Source organism: Klebsiella sp. PCX, assembly GCF_021869705.1.
Lineage (GTDB): Bacteria > Pseudomonadota > Gammaproteobacteria > Enterobacterales > Enterobacteriaceae > Klebsiella > Klebsiella quasipneumoniae.
On record NZ_CP091527.1, the window covers coordinates 1,330,977 to 1,349,199 of the forward strand.

The window sequence follows — 18,223 nt, forward strand, 5'->3', positions numbered from 1 at the left end:
ACGACTCATAACACGACACGTGAGAGAGGATATTATGAAAAAAGCAATGATTGCGTTATCGGCTATTCTGGTTGCGGCTCCGGTTTTTGCTGCGACAACACATGCAACAGATGATACCGTCGCGGCGGCCAATGCCAACGCCAACACCGCTAAAGAGAAGCTGCACCAGGCCCAGCACGAGGGCGAAGAGCAGCAGCTGAAGGCGAAACATGCGGCCGAAGGCAAACAGGATAGCGTCGGCAGCCAGGTGAGCGAAGGCGCGCAGAAGACCTGGAACAAGACCAAAGAAGGGACTGAGAAAGGTTGGGATAAGACCAAAGAGGTCAGCGAAAAAGGCTGGAACGCCACCAAATCCGGCGCAGAAAAGGGCTGGGATAAAACCAAATCCGGCGCTGAAGAGTTAAAAAATAAAGTGACTGAGTAAGTCCTGATATCAGTCTGAATAAAGGTCGCGAGAGCGGCCTTTTTTATTGCTCGTACTCCCCCATAATGCCTTCCCCGACAGCAGAAACCCCAGATGCCAGGAATCGTCCTGGTTAAGCGGATACTCACTCTTTCTTCACATTTTCCCGTTACAAAGAACTTCAATCAGGAGGTGTACGATGAAAAAGATGATTTCTCTGGCGGTAATATTATCCACTGTGCTGAGCGTCCCGGCCTTTGCCGATGGCCCGAACGACGGCCATCGCCCGGGGCAGCCAACGGTGTGGCAGAACGGTCCGGATCATAATGGGCATGCGCCGCAGGGCGGACCTGACGTGCATCATCAGGGTGACCATGACCAGCGTGGCCCGGATCGTGACGGGCATGACAAGCGCGATCAGGCACGGCATGAGCAGGACCATTTCGCCTGGCGCGGTAACGATTTCCGCAAAGGCCATCCGGCCCCGGCGCCGTTCCGTGGCGATGAATATCGCGTCCGCGACTGGAGCGACCGCGGCCTGCCGCCCCCGCCGGAGGGCCATCACTGGTCCTATATCGACGGTAACTATGTGCTGATCGCCGCGGCGACCGGGATCATTACCTCGATTCTGGTGAGCGGCGCCCTCAGCCACTAAATGCGCGTCTCCCAACGCCGGGCAGGGAACACCTGATCCGGCGATGGATCACCGTCGTGGCTACGGGTTCAGTTTGTCATCCGGCCAGTATTTATAGCCATTGACCATCGCCTGGGCGGCCAGCCCCTTGTCGGTGATTTCATAGACGTTCACTTTTGACGGCAGCGAGGAGGTGTCCTTCGCTACGCCGTTCGCGGAGGCGGCGATCGGCGCGATGCCTTTGTCATCATATTTCGCCGCGGCGTTCGCATCGGCGCCGACCATATATCCCTGGCGGATAAAGGTCTCCAGGGCCGCTTTATCATGGAAAACCAGCACCGTGCGTTGCTGTTTAATCCCCATCCCCAGGCCGGCGCCGCCCTGGGCCATTTTCATATAGGTGTCCTTCCCGGTGGCCTTATCCCGCACCACGCCGTAGCCGCTGCCAAATCCGAACAGCAGGATCTTGCTGCTGTTGTTGGCGAAGACCGCATAACCCTTCGCATGCTGAATATCGCTGCGGGCCTCGGGCTGCAGGGTGTAAAGTTTATTGAGGGTTTCGTTGCGCATCTTCTGAATACTGGCCCGCTGCTGGCTGGCGGTATCCCCCTGCGCGCTGCAGCCCGCCAGCGCGGTCATGGCGACGAGGAAAAGCGTCTGTAATCTCATAGAAGTCTTTTTATTTAAATCTGAATACGGCCGGAAATAGTAGGGTAAATAACGGTTAATCCTCCATAAAATAAACATTTATTTTTAAATTTCACCGTTTCGAATGCTTTTTACACTGCCGTGAACGCATTATTAAATAAGATGCCGTCATTTCCGATATTAGAAATCCTGCTTGCATAAAGTTTTCACCACGATACCGTGTTAAGTCCTTACGATATTTCCCGGAGAGCGGCATGAGTGATTATGTAATTCCAGAAATTAAAGCGACGGAAGCGGAAATGATTTCTCTGCGTCATTATTTACATGCCAATCCGGAATTAAGTCTGGAAGAGTTTAATACCAGCGAACTGGTCGCCAGCAAGCTGACCGAGTGGGGCTATCAGGTGACGCGCGGCCTCGGCAAGACCGGGGTGGTCGGCAGCCTGAGTAAAGGCGACTCGCCGCGCACCATCGGCCTGCGCGCCGATATGGACGCACTGCCGATCGAAGAAACCACCGGTTTACCCTGGGCCAGCACGGTGTCGGGGAAAATGCACGCCTGCGGTCATGACGGCCATACCACCATTCTGCTGGCGGCGGCGAAATACATCGCCTCGCCGGCCTGTCAGTTCAATGGCACGGTGCATCTGATTTTTCAGCCGGCGGAAGAGGCTATCGGCGGCGCCGATTTAATGATTAAAGACGGCCTGTTTGAGCAGTTCCCCTGCGAACGCATTTTCGGTCTGCACAACATGCCGGGGTTGCCGGTGGGCAAGCTGGGCTTCTATGCCGGCAACTTTATGGCCTCGGCGGACACCGTCAAAATCACCCTTACCGGCTACGGCGGCCACGGCGCCCATCCGGAGCGCACCGTCGACCCGATTGTCGCCGGCGCGGCGCTGGTGATGGCCCTGCAGAGCATCGTGGCGCGCAACGTGCCGCCGGGCGAAACGGCGGTGGTCAGCGTCGGCACCTTCCAGGCCGGTATCGCCTCCAACGTCATTCCGGAGAGCGCGGTGATGGAGCTCAGCGTGCGGGCGATGAAGCCGGAAATCCGCGACCTGCTGATCAAACGTATTCACGAGCTCAGCGAATTTACCGCTAAAAGCTATGGTGCCAGCAGCGCGGTGGAGGTTTACGACTCCTACCCGGTATTAACCAACAGCCCTGAAGAGACTGACTTCGCCCGGGCGCTGGCTCTGGAGGTGTTTGGCCGCGAAGGGGTGCTGGAGTCGGTCTCGCCGATGAACGCCAGCGAGGATTTCGCTTTTATGCTGCGCGAACGTCCGGGCTGCTACTTCCTGCTGGGCAACGGCGAGAAGGGGGAGAAAGGCGGCTGCATGGTGCATAACCCCGGCTACGACTTCAACGATGACATTATCACCACCGGCGCGACGCTGTTCGCCCGTCTGGTGGAAAAGCACTGCCGTTAACCTCTGGAGAAGAACTGGAATGAAAAAATCACTACTGCTATGGCTGGCGTTAATGGCGTCGACGTCGGCGCTGGCCGAAGGGGAAAAGGCGATCCGCTTTGGCGTCGACCCGACCTTCGCGCCGTTTGAATGGAAGGATCCGCAGGGCAAGCTGGCGGGGTTTGATATCGATTTAGGCAACGCCATTTGCCAGCAGCTGCAGGCGAAATGCGTGTGGGTGGAAAGCAATTTCGACGGCATTATCCCGGCGCTGAAGGCGCGGAAATTCGACGCCATCCTTTCCGGGATGTACATGACCGAGAAGCGTAAAGCGCAGATTGCCTTTAGCGACAAGCTGTATAACGGGCCGGTGTTCCTCGTGGCGCGTAAAAATACCCTGAAAGGCAATACGCCGGAGCAGCTGAAAGGCAAAACCATTGGCGTCGAGCAGGGCTCGGCGCAGGAGACTTACGTTAATCAGCACTGGCGTCCGCAGGGGATCAACATTGTGGCCTACCAGGGGGCCGATAGCGTGGTGCGTGACCTGGAGTCAGGGCGCATCGACGGCGCGGTGCTCTCCGGCATGATGGCCGACTACAGCTTCCTGCAGCAGCCGCAGGGCAAGGAATTCGCCTTTGTCGGCGGCCATCTGCAGGATGATACGCTGTTTGGCGCCGGGGCGGCTATCGGCTTACGTAAAGACGATGAGGCGCTGCGTCAGGAAATAAACGGCGCGATTGCGAAGATCCTTGCCGACGGCACCTATAAAAAATTAGCCAGCAAATATTTTAGCTTTGATGTTTATTCCGGGACATAATGTCTGAGTGTACCCGCGGGCACGGATCGCCCGCCGTAAGATTCCTTTTCTGATTATCCAATCGACCTCCTCTCCTGACCCCTGTGGTTACCTGAGGGAAGCAGAATATAAGCTAAGGAGTACTCGGCATGATGACACGTCCCTTGGGCAAAACCGGATTTTCCATCGCCCCGTTAGTGTTTGGCGGTAACGTCTTTGGCTGGACCATTGATGAAAAAACCAGTTTTGCCCTTCTTGATGCTTTTGTTGACCACGGCTTTGACGCTATCGATACGGCGGATGTTTATTCCCGCTGGGCAGAGGGCAACCAGGGCGGCGAATCCGAAACCATTATTGGCCGCTGGCTGCAGGCGCGTCCCGGCATGCGCGATAAGGTCAAAATCTTCACCAAAGTCGGCTCCGATCTCGGCCTTCCCGGCCATAAGGGACTCAGCAAAGCCTGGATCCAGCAGGCGGTAGACGACTCCCTGCGCCGCCTCAATACCGACTATATCGATCTCTACTTTTCCCACTGGCCGGATCCGCAAACCCCGGTAGCGGAAACGCTGGAGGCTTTCCACAGCCTGCAACAGGCGGGGAAAATTCGCGCAATGGGGGCCTCTAACCTCGATGCAATGCAGCTGGCGGGGGCGCTGGAGGTAGCGCGCAAGGGCGGCTTGCCTGCCTGGCAGGTGCTGCAGCCGGAATATAACCTCTACCACCGCTCCGCGTTTGAAGGCGCGCTGTGCGATCTCTGCGTCAGCCGCGATATCGGGGTGGTGACCTACTACAGCCTGGCCTCGGGGTTCTTAACCGGTAAGTACCGTCAGCCGTCGGATCTGGCGCAGAGCCAGCGCGGAGGCAAGATTGGTAAGTACCTGAATCCGCGCGGGATGCGGATTATCGATACCCTGGTGGCGGTCGCGGATGAGCAGGGGGCGAAGCCTGCGGAAGTGGCCCTCGCGTGGCTGATCGGCCGCGAAGGGGTGACCGCGCCGATCGCCAGCGCCACCAGCGTGGCCCAGGTGGAAAGTTTTGCCCGCGCGGCGGCGCTGAGCCTGAGCGCGGAGCAGGTGGCGCGACTGGACAGCGCTAGTGCCTGAGTCACGCCCTCTTCCCGGTGGGGAGAGGGTGGACAAATGACGCGGACCGTAGGCCGGGTAAGGCGCAGCCGCCACCCGGCATAAAAGCGGCTCCGTACCCGCTATCATCGCCCGGTGGCGCAGCGCTTACCGGGCCTACGATGTGTCAGCCTGTGACAGGGACCTGTAGGCCGGGTAAGGCGCAGCCGCCACCCGGCATAAAGCGGCTCCGTACCCGCTGCCATCGCCCGGCGGCGCTGCGCTTGCCGGGCCTACGATGTATCAGCCTGTGATAGGGACCTGTAGGCCGGGTAAGGCGCAGCCGCCACCCGGCGAAATAACGGCACAATCGTCAATTTCCCTGTTTGCAATGCGCCTGGCAGGGCTACAACTTCTATGTGATTTCCGGACAGATTGCGCTCCCGATATGTCTTCTGCGTTATGTCTTTCATGGCGCAGGGAGCACACAGGGGGCGGCCAGTCGCCGCCGCCCCCTGTACCCCCGGGCTCCGGCCAGCAAAATCGCCGCTGCGCGGTCCCTTCGACTTATCCCTGCAGGCTTCGGGTCGGGCCGAGGCAGCGTCCCTGCAAAACACGGCCCTCAGCCCGCATCCATGCGGGCTGCCCCGGCCTTCCGGGAACGTCTCAGCGATTTTGAGGCCGTCAGCACCGGCAGTTTCAGTCGTGCAAGTGGGTAAATCAAGGACAGGTCGCACGAACCCTGTAGGCCGGGTAAGGCGCAGCCGCCACCCGGCAACATGACGGGCAGGGGGCCTGAAAGCGTGCCCGGCGGCGCCCCTTTATTCCTGATGGCGGGTGAGGTTGAGGATCTTCGCGCTGGCGCCGACCGGGAAATTGCTGAGGGCGCCGAAGTCGCTGCCCTGATAGCCCATGATCTTGCCGTCGGTGCGCATCTGCTGAAGATCGATCAGGATCACCCCCAGCGTGGGAATGATTTTCTCGCGCCAGACGAACAGATAGAGATCCTCCGCCACCTGCACGTAGTGGCAGCGATCGACATCCGCCAGCCCCTTTTCCACGCCGTCCAGACATTGCCAGGCGTAAAAATTATCGTTGAGATAGATGTGCTCATAGCGCTCAGTCGGGCTGTAGGTGTACTGATTGCGCATGCCGACCAGCGCATCGGTAAAGCCCGGCAGCGGCCCCGGCTGCGCATCCAGGCGGGCGAAGACAAAGCGCGTTTCTACCGCGGTCAGCGGCAGGCCTCGCTCCACCCGGCTGAAAGCGTCCAGCCGCGCGGCGGCTTCGTCCGGCAGCTGGCCGTAGACCAGGGTGGCGTTGCGCTGCGTCAGGTTGCATACCGCGCTGACGCTGGCGTTATCCCGCTCCGGGTCAAGGAAGTCGATAAACAGAATATCCGGGCGCAGGGCGGTCGCCCGCCAGGGGGCGCGCTTGCCGTTCCAGCTTAGCGTCTGCTCATCTTCGATGATCAGCTGCTGCGGCTCACTTCCGGCGACATAAAAGGTAAAGCGCTCGCCTGCGGGCAGGCTGGCGGTGGCGAGTAAATTACCGTGTGGCGCAAAACCATCGGCCAGCGCGCCGACCTGGATAAATACGGCTTCTGAAGTCATAGGGGCTCCTGAACAGAGTAGGGCGTTAGGCAAACGCCAGAGTGGGAACATCGACGATACTGGCGCCGCCGTCGGCGACCAGCGTGGCGCCGCTGATGATGGCGGCCTGCGGCGAACAGAGAAACTGACAAGCCTCGGCTATCTCCTCGGGGCTGGCGGGGCGGCGCAGCGGAACGTCGCGACAGACTCGCTGATAAGCCTCAGTCAACGATAGCCCTTCCGCCTGCATCAGCGGGAGCATCTCTTCATCCGCCATCGGCGTGGTGACCCAGCCGGGGCAGACGGCGTTGGCGCGCACCCCCTGGGGACCGTAATCGCGGGCGACGGAGCGCATCAGGCCGATTAAGGCGTGTTTGGCGGTGACGTAGCCGCAGGCCTGCGGACCGGCGGCCAGCGAGGCGATGGAGGCGACAAACAGCACGTTGCCACGGCGGGTAATCAGCGAGGGCAGGCAGGCGCGAACGCTGGCGAAGGCGCTGGTGAGATTGCCGTCCAGCGCCTCGCGCCACTGGCGGTCGCTGGTCTCGGCGGCGGGGCTGTTGCCCATCCCGCCGGCGCTGCAGATGAGGACATCAACACCGCCGCTCTGGTCGAGAATGGCCGGCAACAGCCGCTGGCGCCACACCTCGCCGTCGGCGGCATCGCCCATCAGCGCCGTGGCGCCGGTCTCATCGGCGACAGCCTGCAGCGGCGCCTCGCGCCGTCCGGTAATAAACACCCGGTCGCCCGCGGCGCGCATCAGCCGCGCGCAGGCGGCGCCAATTCCGGTTCCGCCGCCGGTGATCACCACGACTCTCGCCATTCGCTCTCTCCTGTAATGGGGTTTCCGATTACCTTAAAAAGCGCGTCAGCTCCCGGCTATCGCCCGGAAGAACGATAGCCGCGGGGTTAATGGATCTCGCTCACCGGGATCGCCTGCGGCGCCGGAACCGGCTTCATGGTGGCGGGATCGACCGCCAGATAGCGTCCGGTTTTGCTGTCAATACCGACGTAATCGATCATCTTGCCCTGCGCCCTGGTGACCATGGTGCGTCTGGCGAACGCCTCGTAGGCCTCGCTCATCGCTTTGACCCGATCGGGATGTTGGGCCGCGACGTCATGGGTCTCCAGCGGGTCGTCGTGCAGATTAAACAGCTGCCACGGCGCGTCACCGGCGGTGAGGCCCCGCGGCACCAGCCGCCGCAGCTTCCATTCACCATCGACCCACGCCGCCTGATGGTGCAGCTCAACGCCGTATTTCCCGCGCGGCGGCGCCTGTACTTCGCCGGTGAGATAGCGCTTAAAGCTGACGCCGATCATCGGCAACACCGGCTTCTTCGCCAGCGATTTGTTCGGATCGATACCGGCGAATTCATACAGGGTCGGCGCTACGTCGTACACCGCCATCGTCGAGGCGTCGATGTGACCGTGGCGCGTGATCCCGGGACCGGCGATCATAAAATCGGTGTTAATCCCGCCCTGGGCGCTGGTGGTCTTATGGTAGTTGGCGTAGGGAGCGTTGCTGACGTTGGCCCAGTGCGGGCCGTAGGAGACAAACGAGCCTTTGCGGCCGATGTTGTCATAGCGGTTATCGAACTGCTTCCAGAATTCCGGGGTAGATTCGTAATAAAAACCCTGCGCCGGGTTGGCGCCGTTATCGGTTAAAAAGACCAGTAGGGTATTTTTATCGCGCCCGGTTTGTTTCAGTGTTTCCATCAGGGTGCCGATCTGCGCGTCCATATTGGCGATCATCGCCGCGTAGACCTGCATCACTTTCGCCGTATATTTCTGCTGCTCCGGGGTCAGCGCCTCCCACTCTTTATCCAGCTCAAGGTGCGGCAGCGGGGTATCGTCATGGATAATTCCCAGCGCTTTCAGGCGGGCGATGCGCTGGCGATAGACCTCGGCGTAACCCTGCTCATACTGGCCTTTGAAGCGCTTGATCCACTCGTCGGGGGCCTGCAGCGGGTCGTGCGGGGCGGTGAAGGCCAGCCAGGCGAAGACCGGTTGTTCCGGCGGCGTATCTTTAATCCAGCTATTCATCTGCCGGGCGTAGGCCTCGCTGGAGTAAAAATCGTCCGGTAGGGAGACGCGCTCGCCGTCGCGGGTGTAGTAGGTGTGGAAGGCTTCAACGGTCCCGAGCGGGACGGCGTCGTTAAAATGGCTGGTGCCGCCGCCCATAAAGGCGAAGGCGTGGTTAAAGCCGCGGTCCTTCGGCGTGGCGCCGGGAACAAAACCGAGGTGCCACTTGCCGGCCATCAGGGTGTTATAGCCCGCGTCTTTAAAGCGCTCGGCCATGGTGGTGACGCGGTCGGTCAGCCGCAGCTCGTAGCCCTCCTTGCCAATGGTGCTGTCGTACCACCACATACCGCCCATCCCGGCCTGCTGGTTGCTGTTACCGGTGAGCAGCATCGAACGCGCCGGGGCCGACATCGGCGAGGTGTAATACTGGCTCATGCGCATCCCCTGCTCGGCCATCGCCTGCAGGTTGGGGGTGGGGATTTCGCCGCCGAAGGGGCTGATGTCAGAGTAGCCCATATCATCGGCGATAATCACGATGACGTTCGGACGCTCTTGCTGGGCGGCGTGCGCGCCACCGGCGAGGATCACACTGACCGCCGCGGCCATGGCTGTTTTATTCACAACGGATTCTCCTGTTTCTGCGGGTATCACTTTCAGAGCAATGGGCTACGCCGGATGCGCGGCCCCGACAAACGCGGCCCGCCAGGCTTGTAGCCCTTGAAGGTCGCGGGAAAAGGGGCGCACGGGCGCCAGAATTTCGCTAAAGAAGCGGTAGTAGCCGCCGCAGAGGCGGTTGTTGCCGGCGGCGTTCAGATGCGCCGGGCAGCCGCCCTGGCAGACCATTTTGACCGCGCAGGTCTGGCATTCGCGGCGCAGGCTTTTCTGCTGACCGAAAGGCAGCTGCACCGAGGCGTCGACCGCGTGCGCCAGCGTCATGTCGTCAAGGCGGCCCAGCCGATGTTCGGCGTTGATCAGATGGTCGCAGGCGTAGAGCTCTCCGTCGGGCTCCATCACCAGATTGCTGCCGCAGCGGGCGCTGTGCACGCAGCTGCCGCTGGTGTGAGTGAAGTACTGCGCCCACGCCTGCTCGATATTGATGACGAACACCCGCCCCTTGTCGCAGCGCTTCTGCCACTGCCGCCAGATGCCGACCATAAAACGCCCCCAGTTATCGGCACTCAGCTGATAGCCCTCGCGCAACGCTGCGCCTTCGCTCATCAGCGGCTGAAACTGTAGATAGCGCGCGCCGAGGCTGACCAGCCGGTCATAAATCGCCGCCGCGTGGGCCGCCATCTCGTTATGCACCACCACCAGCAGGTTAAAATCCACCTGATGCTGGTGGAGAAAGCCGATGCCGCGCAGTGCCGCCGGCCAGCTGGCCCGGCCGCGTTTATCCGGACGATGCTGGTCCTGTAGCGCTTCGCTGCCTTCGAGGCTCAAGCCGATAATAAAGCGATGCTCGCGGAACAGCCGGCACCAGGCGTCGTTGATCAGCGTGCCATTGGTCTGCAGACTGTTGCTGATGGTGACGCCGTCGGGGGCATAACGCGCCTGCAGGGCGAGCGCTTTTTTGTAAAAGCTCAGGCCGGCCAGCAGCGGCTCACCGCCCTGCCAGACAAAGTTGATTTCCCGCGCGCCGACGGGCTGGGCCGCGATGTAGCGGCGGATAAACTGCTCCAGCCGCGCCTCGTCCATTTTGTTGACCGGCGTTTCATCCTGGGGGTAATAGCAGTAGCGGCAGGCGAGATTGCAGGCGGGGCCAATCGGCTTCATCAGAATATGAAACGGCACCGGCGAGCGCGGCTCAGCGGCCAGCGGAATTTGCTGCTGGCGCAGGGCGGCGATATTCAGCATCGGCTTATCCTCGGTTAATGACCGGCGCTGTTGCTATTATTTTGGCAACAGCGGGTCAGGCGTAATCACATGATTAAGCCGCGGCGAAAATTAATGGCATCCTGTTAAGGGTATAAGTGAAAAAAAACAGAAATCCATCGTTCTTAAGGATGAGAGAGACGCGTCCGGGATAGGGTTTTTTTATCACCAGAGGCAGGTACGCCGGGTATTAATCTTTTTTGTTTATGTTTTAACGCCGCTATCGTAAGGCATGGCGAGTGTGTTTTTTAAATGCTTTATATAACAATGCATTGCTGAAAATTTTGTAACGGCTATCACATTGTTAATATGTTAATGATTGTGTTACTTAAATGTGAAATGTATGCTTCAATTATCGGTAGTCATCCATGTGTCATGCACCATCATCTCGACGGGGAGGCCCTATCATGTCTGCTTTGTTAAAAGCCAGCCGTAATGATGCGATAATAGCCCGTTGTTTACAGACTATTTCTCAGTTAATTCCACTGACTTCAGCGGTGTTTTATCGAGTAAATAACCGGTTAAAACCCGAAAACTATATATTGCATAATATTTCCGATAATACGCACCAACAATATCTGGAAAACTTTCAGCCGCTGGATCCGCATTTACCGGCGCACTTTAGCCACCAGAACACCACCGTGGCGGCGATGACGCCGCGGCTCTGCGATCGCAACCGACATTATTATCATGAATTTATGTTGCCGAATAACGTGCGTGACATGACCGAGATCTTCATCCGCCGCGAGCGGCGGATCATCGCCGGTATCTCGCTGATGCGCGACGTGCCTTTCTCCAGCGAAGAGCGTCATCGGGCCCAGGCGGTGCTGCCGCTGGTGGAGCTGGCGATCCGCGACTGCCTGCAGGAAGAAGATGACCTGCCCGCTATCCTGACCGCCAAAGAGCGGGAAATCGTCGGCATGGTGCGCGAAGGGGCCAGTAATAAGCTGATTGCCCGCCAGCTGGATATCTCGCTCTCGACGGTGAAAACGCACCTGCGCAATATCTTCGCCAAGACCGAAGTGGTCAATCGTACCGAACTGGTTTCCCGAACCTGGATGCCGGCTGCTCAGCGGACGCTGCATCTGTGATCTGACTTTCACATCCCGCGCGCGCCGTGGCAACACGGCGTTTTCCTGATGCCTGTGGGTATCACTCCCTGGAGGATCCTCCGGGGGGAGGCTTTTTTGACCGGAGCACGCCCTACGATGTCGAGTACACCTGTCACTGATAATGCGCTTTCCCGGCCCGCCGGGCTGGTGGTGTCCCTGCGTTTGCTGGCGGCGATTGTGATTTTTGCCGCTATTGCGCCGGGTATTCTGATGACCGCGCCGGCGGTGGCGGCGCAGCTGGCCAGCGAATGGCAGCTAAAACCCGGGCAGGTAGGCTGGCTGTTCTCAGCGGAGCTGGGGGCGATGAGCCTGGCGACGCTCCCGGCGTGGTGGTGGATGAGTCGCCTCGACTGGCGGCGGGTCGCCCTGATGGCCGGGGCGGTGTTTCTGACCGCCAACCTCGCCTCGGCGGTGGTCACCCAGTATGAGACGCTGCTGGCGGCGCGCTTTATCGCCTCACTGGCGGGCGGCACGCTGATGATTCTGTGCATCAGCTGCGCGGCGGGAACGCCGAACCCGTCGCGGGTCTACGCCTTTTGGGTGCTCGGGCAACTGCTGTTGGGGATGCTTGGCCTGCTGGCGCTGCCCGGCCTGTTCGCGATCTTTGGCCTGAAGGTGGTGTATCTGATCCTCGCCGCCATCATGCTCTGCTGCCTGCCGCTGGTGTCCGCTTTCCCGCCGCGCTTTCAACCGCTCTCTGCCTCCCGCCAGCAGCCGTCGACGGCGCTGTGGCGTCAGGCGCTGGCGGTGCTGGCGGTGCTCACTTTCTATATCAGCCTCAGCGCAGTGTGGACCTTTATCGGCACCATCGGCAGCACGGCGGGGCTGAGCCCGACGCAGGTGGGGCTGGTGCTGGCGGCGGCGACGGTTTGCGGCATTATCGGCGCCGGCGGCGCGGCCCTGCGCGGCACCCGGCGCGCCGATCGCTTACCGGTGTGGCTGGGCTACGGGCTGCTGATCGTCAGCGTCGGGCTGCTGGTTGGCCAGCCGCTGCTGGCGCGCTACGCCATCGCGGCGCTGCTGTTTAAGTTCACCTGGACCTTCGTGCTGCCCTTTATTCTCGCCCGCGTCGCCGGGCTCGATAACAGCGGTCGGCTGATGAACAGCATCAATCTGGTGATCGGCGGCGGCATGGCGGCCGGCCCGGCGCTCGCGGGGGCCTTACTGCAACACTTCGCCAGCGCCGACCCGCTGCTGGCGGCGGCAGGTGTCTGCGCGCTGCTGTCACTGATTTTAATTGTGGCGGCTTCCGCCGCCGGGAAGGGTTAGCCCACGGGAGGATAGAGTGAAAAGAAAAACCGGTTTCTTCTTTGATGAACGTTGTTTCTGGCACAGTACCGGGCTGCACGCAGTGACGCTGCCGGTGGGCGGGTGGGTACAGCCACCCGCCGGCGGCGGTCATGCCGAATCGCCGGAGACCAAACGGCGGATGAAAAACCTGATGGATGTCTCCGGGCTGACGCCGCAGCTGGCGCTGCGCAGCGCGGCGCCGGCGAGCCTTTCGGACCTGCGGCGGATCCATCCCGACAGTTATCTGGAGCGCTTCAAGGCGATAAGCGATAACGGCGGCGGCATGCTGGGCAAAGAGGCGCCGCTGGGGCCGGGCAGTTATGAAATCGCCTGTCTTTCCGCCGGGCTGGCCTGCGCGGCGGTGGAAGCGGTGCTGAAGGGGGAACTGGATAACGCCTATTCGCTGTCGCGTCCGCCCGGACACCACTGCCTGCCGGACCAGTCGATGGGCTTCTGTTTTCTTGCCAATATCCCCATTGCCGTGGAGCGAGCGAAAGCGCTGCTCGGGCTCGGCAAGGTGGCGATCATTGACTGGGACGTTCACCACGGCAACGGCACCCAGCACATCTACCTGCAGCGCGACGACGTGCTGACTATCTCCTTGCATCAGGACGGCTGCTTCCCGCCGGGCTACTCTGGCGAGGAGGATCGCGGCGTGGGGGCGGGGGAGGGTTACAACATCAATATTCCGCTGCTGGCCGGCGCGGGGGATGACAGCTGGCGCTATGCGCTGGAAACCATCGTTATTCCGGCGCTGGCGCGCTTTGAGCCGGAGCTGATTATCATCGCCTGCGGCTATGATGCCAACGCCATGGATCCGCTGGCGCGCATGCAGCTGCACAGCGACAGCTTCCGGGCGATGACTGAACAGGTCCAGCAGGCGGCGGATCGCCTGTGCGGCGGGAAACTGGTGATGGTGCACGAAGGCGGCTACGCCGAATCCTACGTGCCGTTCTGCGGCCTGGCGGTGATGGAGGCTCTGAGCGGCATCCGCACCGAGGTCCAGGATCCGCTGCGGGAATTTATTCAACAACAACAGCCGCGGGCGGAGTTTGCGCAGTTCCAGAGGCAGGCTCTCGATCGGCTGGCGCAGCAGTTTGGCCTGCTATAAAACGCCTCAGCTTCCCCGCGGTGATGGCGGGGAAGTCAATGCTTTCTCTTCTACGATTTCACCGCGCATCCACTGACTTACTGCCTGATCGATCATCGCCAGCACGCTGAGCAGCAGCATCCGCTGCTGCGCTTCCAGCCGCAGATAACGGCGCAGCGGCGGCATTTTACAGACCACTTCGCTGGCGGCCCAGGGTTCAATGCTGCAGCGCCAGCCGCGACCGTTAAAGGTCAGCGAAAAGCGGCGGTAGTCCAGCTCGCTTAAGGTCTGCTGGAGATTAGGGAAACCATTGAGATAGCCGGCGAGTGCCTCGCTGCCTTTGCCGCCGATAAAGCGGATCGGCTGGCGTTTCCACCAGCCGGATTGATGGGCGCGAATTTTACCGCGTACGGGCCGGGTCACCGGCCCCTCGACGACAAACTCGCAGCTGTGAATGCTGGCCATAAACAGCCGCTTCTGACGCACGCTGAAGGTCACGGCGGTGGCGTTGTTCAAGCGCAGCAGCGCGCTGCGCTCGCTCAGCTTTTCGCAGGGCCAGCCGGCCAGATCGCGCTGCACCGCGTTCATTAACGGCGTTTCAAACCAGGGGACGGAGGACATCTGGCGTCATCTCCCCGCGGGTCTGTTTTTCGTAGTTGTTGATGGCGCGCTCCACTACCTCTTCCACCACCAGCGGCTTGAACGGATTGACGCGCTGCACGCACACCGTCCAGAACAGGGCGTAGGCGGCGGTCAGGCCGAGCATAATGCCGAACGGCACCAGCACCTGGCGACTGTCCATCCCCGGCGGGGTGATATTGACGATAGCGATGATAATGCCAACGCTGGAGATAATCTGCGGCAGTGGGAACCACGGCGAGCGGTAGGCGCGCGGCAGGTCCGGGCGGCGAATGCGCAGCATCACCACCGACAGCGTCACCAGCAGATAGGCGACGCCCCAGGCGCAGACCGCGGCGAGGATCAGCGGCACGATGCGGTCCAGATCGCCGTTCAGATACCAGGCGTGCAGGCAGGGGATCGCCACCCCGATGGCGATGGCGATTACCGGCGTTTTAAAGCGCGGATGCAGCCAGGTCAGAAAGCGGGGCAGCGCGCCGTCCAGCGCCATACCGTAGATAATGCGCGGCACGGCGGCCATCAGCGTATTGATGGTGGCGCAGCCCGCCAGCAGCAGCCCGACCCCCAGCCAGTACTGGCCGGCGTGGCCCATCACCCGCTCGGCGAAGGCCGGGATCGCCATCGGCGTATCCAGCAGATGGACGTTGTTGGCCGCGTCGAGCACGGTATTCTCCACCTGGCGGTTGATCGCCGCACCGTAGATAAACATGCAGCTGGCGACCCCCAGCAGGCCCAGCGCCATCGCCCGCGGTATGGTGCGGTGGGCCTGTTTGATCTCCGGCGCCATCGGCGTCACCAGTTCGCAACCGACGAACATAAACATCGCCATGCCGATATAGCCGAACAGGCCGTTGATATCGCTAACGTTCAGCGGCGTGCCGAACCAGCCGGAAAGATGGGTCACCGGCGCCATAAAAATGCCGCACAGGCCGAAAATGGTCAGCGTGGTCCACATGCCGAAGGTCAGCACCACTTCGACCTTGCCGAAGATTTCCACGCCGATGGCGTTCAGCAGGCCGAAAATCACCACCATGCCGACGCCCACCATCCAGGTGTTTTGGTGAGCGGCCATCTGGGCGTTGATCGATTCGAAGTTCACCAGCGCCATAATGCCCGCCAGGATCGTCTCCGCCGTCCCGGCGAAAATATGGACGATCAGATAGGCGCACAGCGCGCCGGTGATAGCGAAAAAGCGGCCCATGCCGCAGGAGATATAGTCGTACACCGAACCGGTGGTGGGAATGAGCGTTGCCGCCTCGGCAAAGGTGGTGACCTGCGCCTGCATCATAATAAAGGCCAGCAGCACCGCCAGCGCGAAGGTATCGCCGCCCATGCCGAAGCCGCTGGTCACCGTCAGGATCACCGGGCTGGCCATAATCAGCCCGACGGAGCTGGCGAGGGTGGTCGGGAAGCCGACGACGCCGCGCTCAAGATGGCTGGCAAGTCTGTTACTAAACATAGTCAACCTCTGCACAATAATGGGGTAGGGCAGGGAATAGCCAGCGCCACTCCCGGATAGTCATAATTTAGGCGGGCATCCTGCTCAACGAATATCGTCCGGAAGGTGGAGGGTGGCGCATGATTCTGTGACGCAGTCCATGAATGTGAGGGTGGATAAACAAGATGACCCCGAAAACCGGGGCCATCCGTCTTGCCACGTTGCGCCTGTTTCTGCCGGGTGGCGGCTGCGCCTTACCCGGCCTACGATCCGCGCGGCCTGCCTTTAATTTATTCACCATGCTGACTGAAACTGCCGGTGTTGGCGGCCTCAAAACTCCCGGTGGCGCTGCCGCTTACCGGGGCTACAGCGCTGTGCGATTTGGTAGCCCGGAGAAGGCGCAATGCGTCGCCTCCGGGTCCCCCCCCTGCGCCGCCGGGCAGTATCAGCGCGTTAGCGCGTCTCGACGTTCGCCAGGTAGTGCTTCACAAAGCGCGGCGTCAGGATTTTCCACTCCACTTCGGTGCCCTGTTTAACAAACCAGCTATCGCCTGGCGCAAAGCGCTGCGGTTCACCGCCGGCGACGGTCAGCTCTACTTCGCCTTCCAGCACGGTGGCGTGTTCGGTAAACGGATAGGTCATGGTAAAGCTCCCCTCAGTGGACGAAAACAGTCCGCAGGTAAAGGCATCCTGCGGCTCGCCGTAGATCATCGCCCCGGCCACCTGCGGGTCGCCGGCGGTCGGCGTCGCGCCGAGCAGGCTGACGCTGCCGATTGGCTGCAGGTCGGGCACCGGGTGTTTAAGTTTAAAAGCGTGCATAGCGTTCTCCTGGTTAACTCCGGCCTTTCCAGAAACCGGCGGTTTGATGCATCAATTTTCCGGCGGTGACCAGCAGCAGGCGCAGGCTGTCACGGCCGTGGATGGTCGCGTGGGGGATGCTGCTCAGCAGACGATAGCGGTCTGAACCGCCGTTGATCCCTTCGGCGAGGATTTTGCACACGATGTGCGATGGGGTGACGCCGAAGCCGGAGTACCCCTGGACGTAAAAGACGTTGTTGTGATCGCGTAGCGTGCCGATCTGTGGAAACAGGTTGGCGCTACAGGCCATTGGCCCGCCCCAGGCGAAATCGATCTTCACATCCTTCAAATAGGGGAAGACCTCCGCCAGCAGGGTGCGGTTCCAGGCGGCGAAATCGTTCGGCGTATACTCCACAAAGCGGGTGGCGCTGCCGAACAGCAGGCGGTTTTCCCGGGTGACGCGGTAGTAGTTAATCACCGGGCGAATATCGCTGAAGGCGCCGCGCAGCGGGCTGATGCGCTCGATCAGTTCATCGGAGAGCGGCTCGGTCGATACCTGATAGGAGTAGGTGACCAGCGTTTTGTTGTAGATCTCCGGCTCCATATTGTTGAGGAAGCTGTCGCAGGCCCACAGCAGTTTGGCGGCTTTGACGCTGCCCATCGCGGTACGTACCCGCACCTGTTTGCCGTAATTCACCTCCACCACCGGCGAGGATTCGAAGATCTTCACTCCCAGCGAATGGGCGGCCTGCGCCGAGCCGAGGAGCATATTGAGCGAATGGATCTGGCCGCCGCCCATATGTTTCAGCGCGCCGCAGTAGACCTCGGAGCCCACCACCTGCTGCACCTCTTTCCCGGTATACAGCTCGATCTCTTCATCCGGGGTGGCAGCCTTAAACTCCTTCTCCCACTGGCGCAGCGTTTTCAGTTGCCGCTGGTTATAAGCGAGATAGCCATAGCCGGGGACGAAATCGGCGTCGATATTATATTTGCGGATGCGTTCGCGAATGATGCCCGCGCCAAGGTTGGCTATTTTAAACAGCGTTTCCAGCCCCTCTTTGCCGACGTGCTTTTTCACCGCTTCGATGTCGTGACCGATACCGGCCATCACCTGGCCGCCATTGCGCCCGGTGCCGCCATAGCCGAGATGGCGCGCTTCCAGCACCACCACGTTGGTGATGCCCTGTTCCGCCAGCTCAAGGGCGGTGTTAATACCGGAGAAGCCGCCGCCGATAATCACCACGTCGGCTTCAATATCTTCCCGCAGCGCCGGAAAATGGAGGTGGTATTTCTTCGTCGCGCCGTAGTAGTTCAGCGCATCGATTTTGATGTTCATCGCGTTACCCTGTGGTCTTGCCTCGCTCAAGTGCCTCATCACAGCACGCCGCGCGGGCGTTGAATATCGTCCGGAAGAAT

17 protein-coding genes are annotated in these 18,223 nt (G+C 60.8%); 8 read left to right on the plus strand and 9 right to left on the minus strand.

All coding sequences use genetic code 11. The annotated features are described in order from the left end of the window. Window positions 1–34: 34 nt before the first annotated feature. Both GQR96_RS06210 and GQR96_RS06215 read left to right on the plus strand, forming a co-directional pair. On the plus strand, window positions 35–424 hold the full coding sequence (locus GQR96_RS06210; RefSeq protein WP_023288700.1) for a hypothetical protein: 390 nt from the start codon (window positions 35–37) through the stop codon (window positions 422–424). 178 nt (window positions 425–602) lie between these two features. After that, on the plus strand, window positions 603–1,058 hold the full coding sequence (locus GQR96_RS06215; RefSeq protein ID WP_065903691.1) for an RcnB family protein: 456 nt from the start codon (window positions 603–605) through the stop codon (window positions 1,056–1,058). 60 nt (window positions 1,059–1,118) lie between these two features. Here GQR96_RS06215 and GQR96_RS06220 read toward each other — a convergent pair whose 3' ends face one another. Then, window positions 1,119–1,706, minus strand: coding sequence for a lipid-binding SYLF domain-containing protein (locus GQR96_RS06220; protein WP_048323237.1), 588 nt, complete (start codon window positions 1,704–1,706; stop codon window positions 1,119–1,121). Between the two features lie 233 nt (window positions 1,707–1,939). Here GQR96_RS06220 and GQR96_RS06225 point away from each other — a divergent pair, with 233 nt between their 5' ends. The 3 genes from GQR96_RS06225 (at window position 1,940) to GQR96_RS06235 (ending at window position 4,996) form a co-directional block, all read left to right on the plus strand. Beyond that, window positions 1,940–3,118, plus strand: a complete 1,179-nt coding sequence (locus GQR96_RS06225; protein WP_004202432.1) for a M20 aminoacylase family protein — start codon at window positions 1,940–1,942, stop codon at window positions 3,116–3,118. Between the two features lie 19 nt (window positions 3,119–3,137). Next, window positions 3,138–3,914: an ABC transporter substrate-binding protein gene (locus GQR96_RS06230; protein WP_065903692.1), complete on the plus strand. Its 777-nt coding sequence runs from the start codon at window positions 3,138–3,140 to the stop codon at window positions 3,912–3,914. 128 nt (window positions 3,915–4,042) lie between these two features. Next, complete coding sequence (locus tag GQR96_RS06235) at window positions 4,043–4,996, plus strand: aldo/keto reductase (protein WP_057213800.1); 954 nt, start codon at window positions 4,043–4,045, stop codon at window positions 4,994–4,996. 779 nt (window positions 4,997–5,775) lie between these two features. Here the strand turns inward: GQR96_RS06235 and GQR96_RS06240 are convergent. The 4 genes from GQR96_RS06240 to GQR96_RS06255 form a co-directional block, all read right to left on the minus strand. Next, a complete protein-coding gene (locus GQR96_RS06240) occupies window positions 5,776–6,567 on the minus strand; it encodes a MoaF C-terminal domain-containing protein (RefSeq protein WP_017901098.1) in 792 nt (263 codons plus the stop codon). Between the two features lie 25 nt (window positions 6,568–6,592). Continuing rightward, window positions 6,593–7,369: an SDR family NAD(P)-dependent oxidoreductase gene (locus GQR96_RS06245; protein WP_004202438.1), complete on the minus strand. Its 777-nt coding sequence runs from the start codon at window positions 7,367–7,369 to the stop codon at window positions 6,593–6,595. Window positions 7,370–7,455: 86 nt separating this feature from the next. Further along, window positions 7,456–9,189 carry an arylsulfatase gene (locus GQR96_RS06250; protein ID WP_049004046.1) on the minus strand — a complete coding sequence of 578 codons (1,734 nt, stop codon included), beginning with the start codon at window positions 9,187–9,189 and terminating at the stop codon, window positions 7,456–7,458. A gap of 45 nt (window positions 9,190–9,234) precedes the next feature. Next, window positions 9,235–10,422, minus strand: a complete 1,188-nt coding sequence (locus tag GQR96_RS06255; RefSeq protein WP_017900833.1) for an anaerobic sulfatase maturase — start codon at window positions 10,420–10,422, stop codon at window positions 9,235–9,237. A 425-nt stretch (window positions 10,423–10,847) separates the two neighbouring features. Between GQR96_RS06255 and GQR96_RS06260 the strand changes: the two genes are divergently transcribed. The 3 genes from GQR96_RS06260 (at window position 10,848) to GQR96_RS06270 (ending at window position 13,953) form a co-directional block, all read left to right on the plus strand. Beyond that, window positions 10,848–11,531, plus strand: coding sequence for a response regulator transcription factor (locus tag GQR96_RS06260; RefSeq protein ID WP_004202446.1), 684 nt, complete (start codon window positions 10,848–10,850; stop codon window positions 11,529–11,531). A 117-nt stretch (window positions 11,532–11,648) separates the two neighbouring features. Next, a complete protein-coding gene (locus tag GQR96_RS06265; RefSeq protein ID WP_049116876.1) occupies window positions 11,649–12,821 on the plus strand; it encodes an MFS transporter in 1,173 nt (390 codons plus the stop codon). Between the two features lie 16 nt (window positions 12,822–12,837). Continuing rightward, on the plus strand, window positions 12,838–13,953 hold the full coding sequence (locus GQR96_RS06270; RefSeq protein WP_048323248.1) for a class II histone deacetylase: 1,116 nt from the start codon (window positions 12,838–12,840) through the stop codon (window positions 13,951–13,953). Window positions 13,954–13,959: 6 nt separating this feature from the next. On the opposite strand, the gene GQR96_RS06275 is transcribed toward GQR96_RS06270, so the two are convergent. The 4 genes from GQR96_RS06275 to GQR96_RS06290 form a co-directional block, all read right to left on the minus strand. Next, the gene (locus GQR96_RS06275; protein WP_049116873.1) at window positions 13,960–14,553 is read right to left on the minus strand and encodes a DUF3156 family protein; all 594 of its coding nucleotides are present in this window, start codon (window positions 14,551–14,553) and stop codon (window positions 13,960–13,962) included. After that, window positions 14,531–16,030, minus strand: a complete 1,500-nt coding sequence (locus tag GQR96_RS06280; RefSeq protein WP_002892820.1) for an APC family permease — start codon at window positions 16,028–16,030, stop codon at window positions 14,531–14,533. The genes GQR96_RS06275 and GQR96_RS06280 overlap by 23 nt, the downstream gene beginning before the upstream one ends. A gap of 432 nt (window positions 16,031–16,462) precedes the next feature. Further along, complete coding sequence (locus tag GQR96_RS06285; RefSeq protein WP_002892824.1) at window positions 16,463–16,828, minus strand: cupin domain-containing protein; 366 nt, start codon at window positions 16,826–16,828, stop codon at window positions 16,463–16,465. 13 nt (window positions 16,829–16,841) lie between these two features. After that, a complete protein-coding gene (locus GQR96_RS06290) occupies window positions 16,842–18,143 on the minus strand; it encodes an NAD(P)/FAD-dependent oxidoreductase (RefSeq protein ID WP_017900836.1) in 1,302 nt (433 codons plus the stop codon). Window positions 18,144–18,223 lie beyond the last annotated feature (80 nt).

Excerpts from the sequence above, each read along its gene's own strand:
- GQR96_RS06215 (WP_065903691.1), top strand. The coding sequence starts at position 603 with ATGAAAAAGATGATTTCTCTGGCGGTAATATTATCCACTGTGCTGAGC.
- GQR96_RS06290 (WP_017900836.1), bottom strand. The coding sequence starts at position 18,143 with ATGAACATCAAAATCGATGCGCTGAACTACTACGGCGCGACGAAGAAA.
- GQR96_RS06235 (WP_057213800.1), top strand. The coding sequence starts at position 4,043 with ATGATGACACGTCCCTTGGGCAAAACCGGATTTTCCATCGCCCCGTTA.
- GQR96_RS06245 (WP_004202438.1), bottom strand. The coding sequence starts at position 7,369 with ATGGCGAGAGTCGTGGTGATCACCGGCGGCGGAACCGGAATTGGCGCC.
- GQR96_RS06285 (WP_002892824.1), bottom strand. The coding sequence starts at position 16,828 with ATGCACGCTTTTAAACTTAAACACCCGGTGCCCGACCTGCAGCCAATC.
- GQR96_RS06255 (WP_017900833.1), bottom strand. The coding sequence starts at position 10,422 with ATGCTGAATATCGCCGCCCTGCGCCAGCAGCAAATTCCGCTGGCCGCT.
- GQR96_RS06275 (WP_049116873.1), bottom strand. The coding sequence starts at position 14,553 with ATGTCCTCCGTCCCCTGGTTTGAAACGCCGTTAATGAACGCGGTGCAG.
- GQR96_RS06225 (WP_004202432.1), top strand. The coding sequence starts at position 1,940 with ATGAGTGATTATGTAATTCCAGAAATTAAAGCGACGGAAGCGGAAATG.
- GQR96_RS06230 (WP_065903692.1), top strand. The coding sequence starts at position 3,138 with ATGAAAAAATCACTACTGCTATGGCTGGCGTTAATGGCGTCGACGTCG.
- GQR96_RS06220 (WP_048323237.1), bottom strand. The coding sequence starts at position 1,706 with ATGAGATTACAGACGCTTTTCCTCGTCGCCATGACCGCGCTGGCGGGC.
- GQR96_RS06240 (WP_017901098.1), bottom strand. The coding sequence starts at position 6,567 with ATGACTTCAGAAGCCGTATTTATCCAGGTCGGCGCGCTGGCCGATGGT.
- GQR96_RS06260 (WP_004202446.1), top strand. The coding sequence starts at position 10,848 with ATGTCTGCTTTGTTAAAAGCCAGCCGTAATGATGCGATAATAGCCCGT.
- GQR96_RS06265 (WP_049116876.1), top strand. The coding sequence starts at position 11,649 with ATGTCGAGTACACCTGTCACTGATAATGCGCTTTCCCGGCCCGCCGGG.
- GQR96_RS06210 (WP_023288700.1), top strand. The coding sequence starts at position 35 with ATGAAAAAAGCAATGATTGCGTTATCGGCTATTCTGGTTGCGGCTCCG.
- GQR96_RS06280 (WP_002892820.1), bottom strand. The coding sequence starts at position 16,030 with ATGTTTAGTAACAGACTTGCCAGCCATCTTGAGCGCGGCGTCGTCGGC.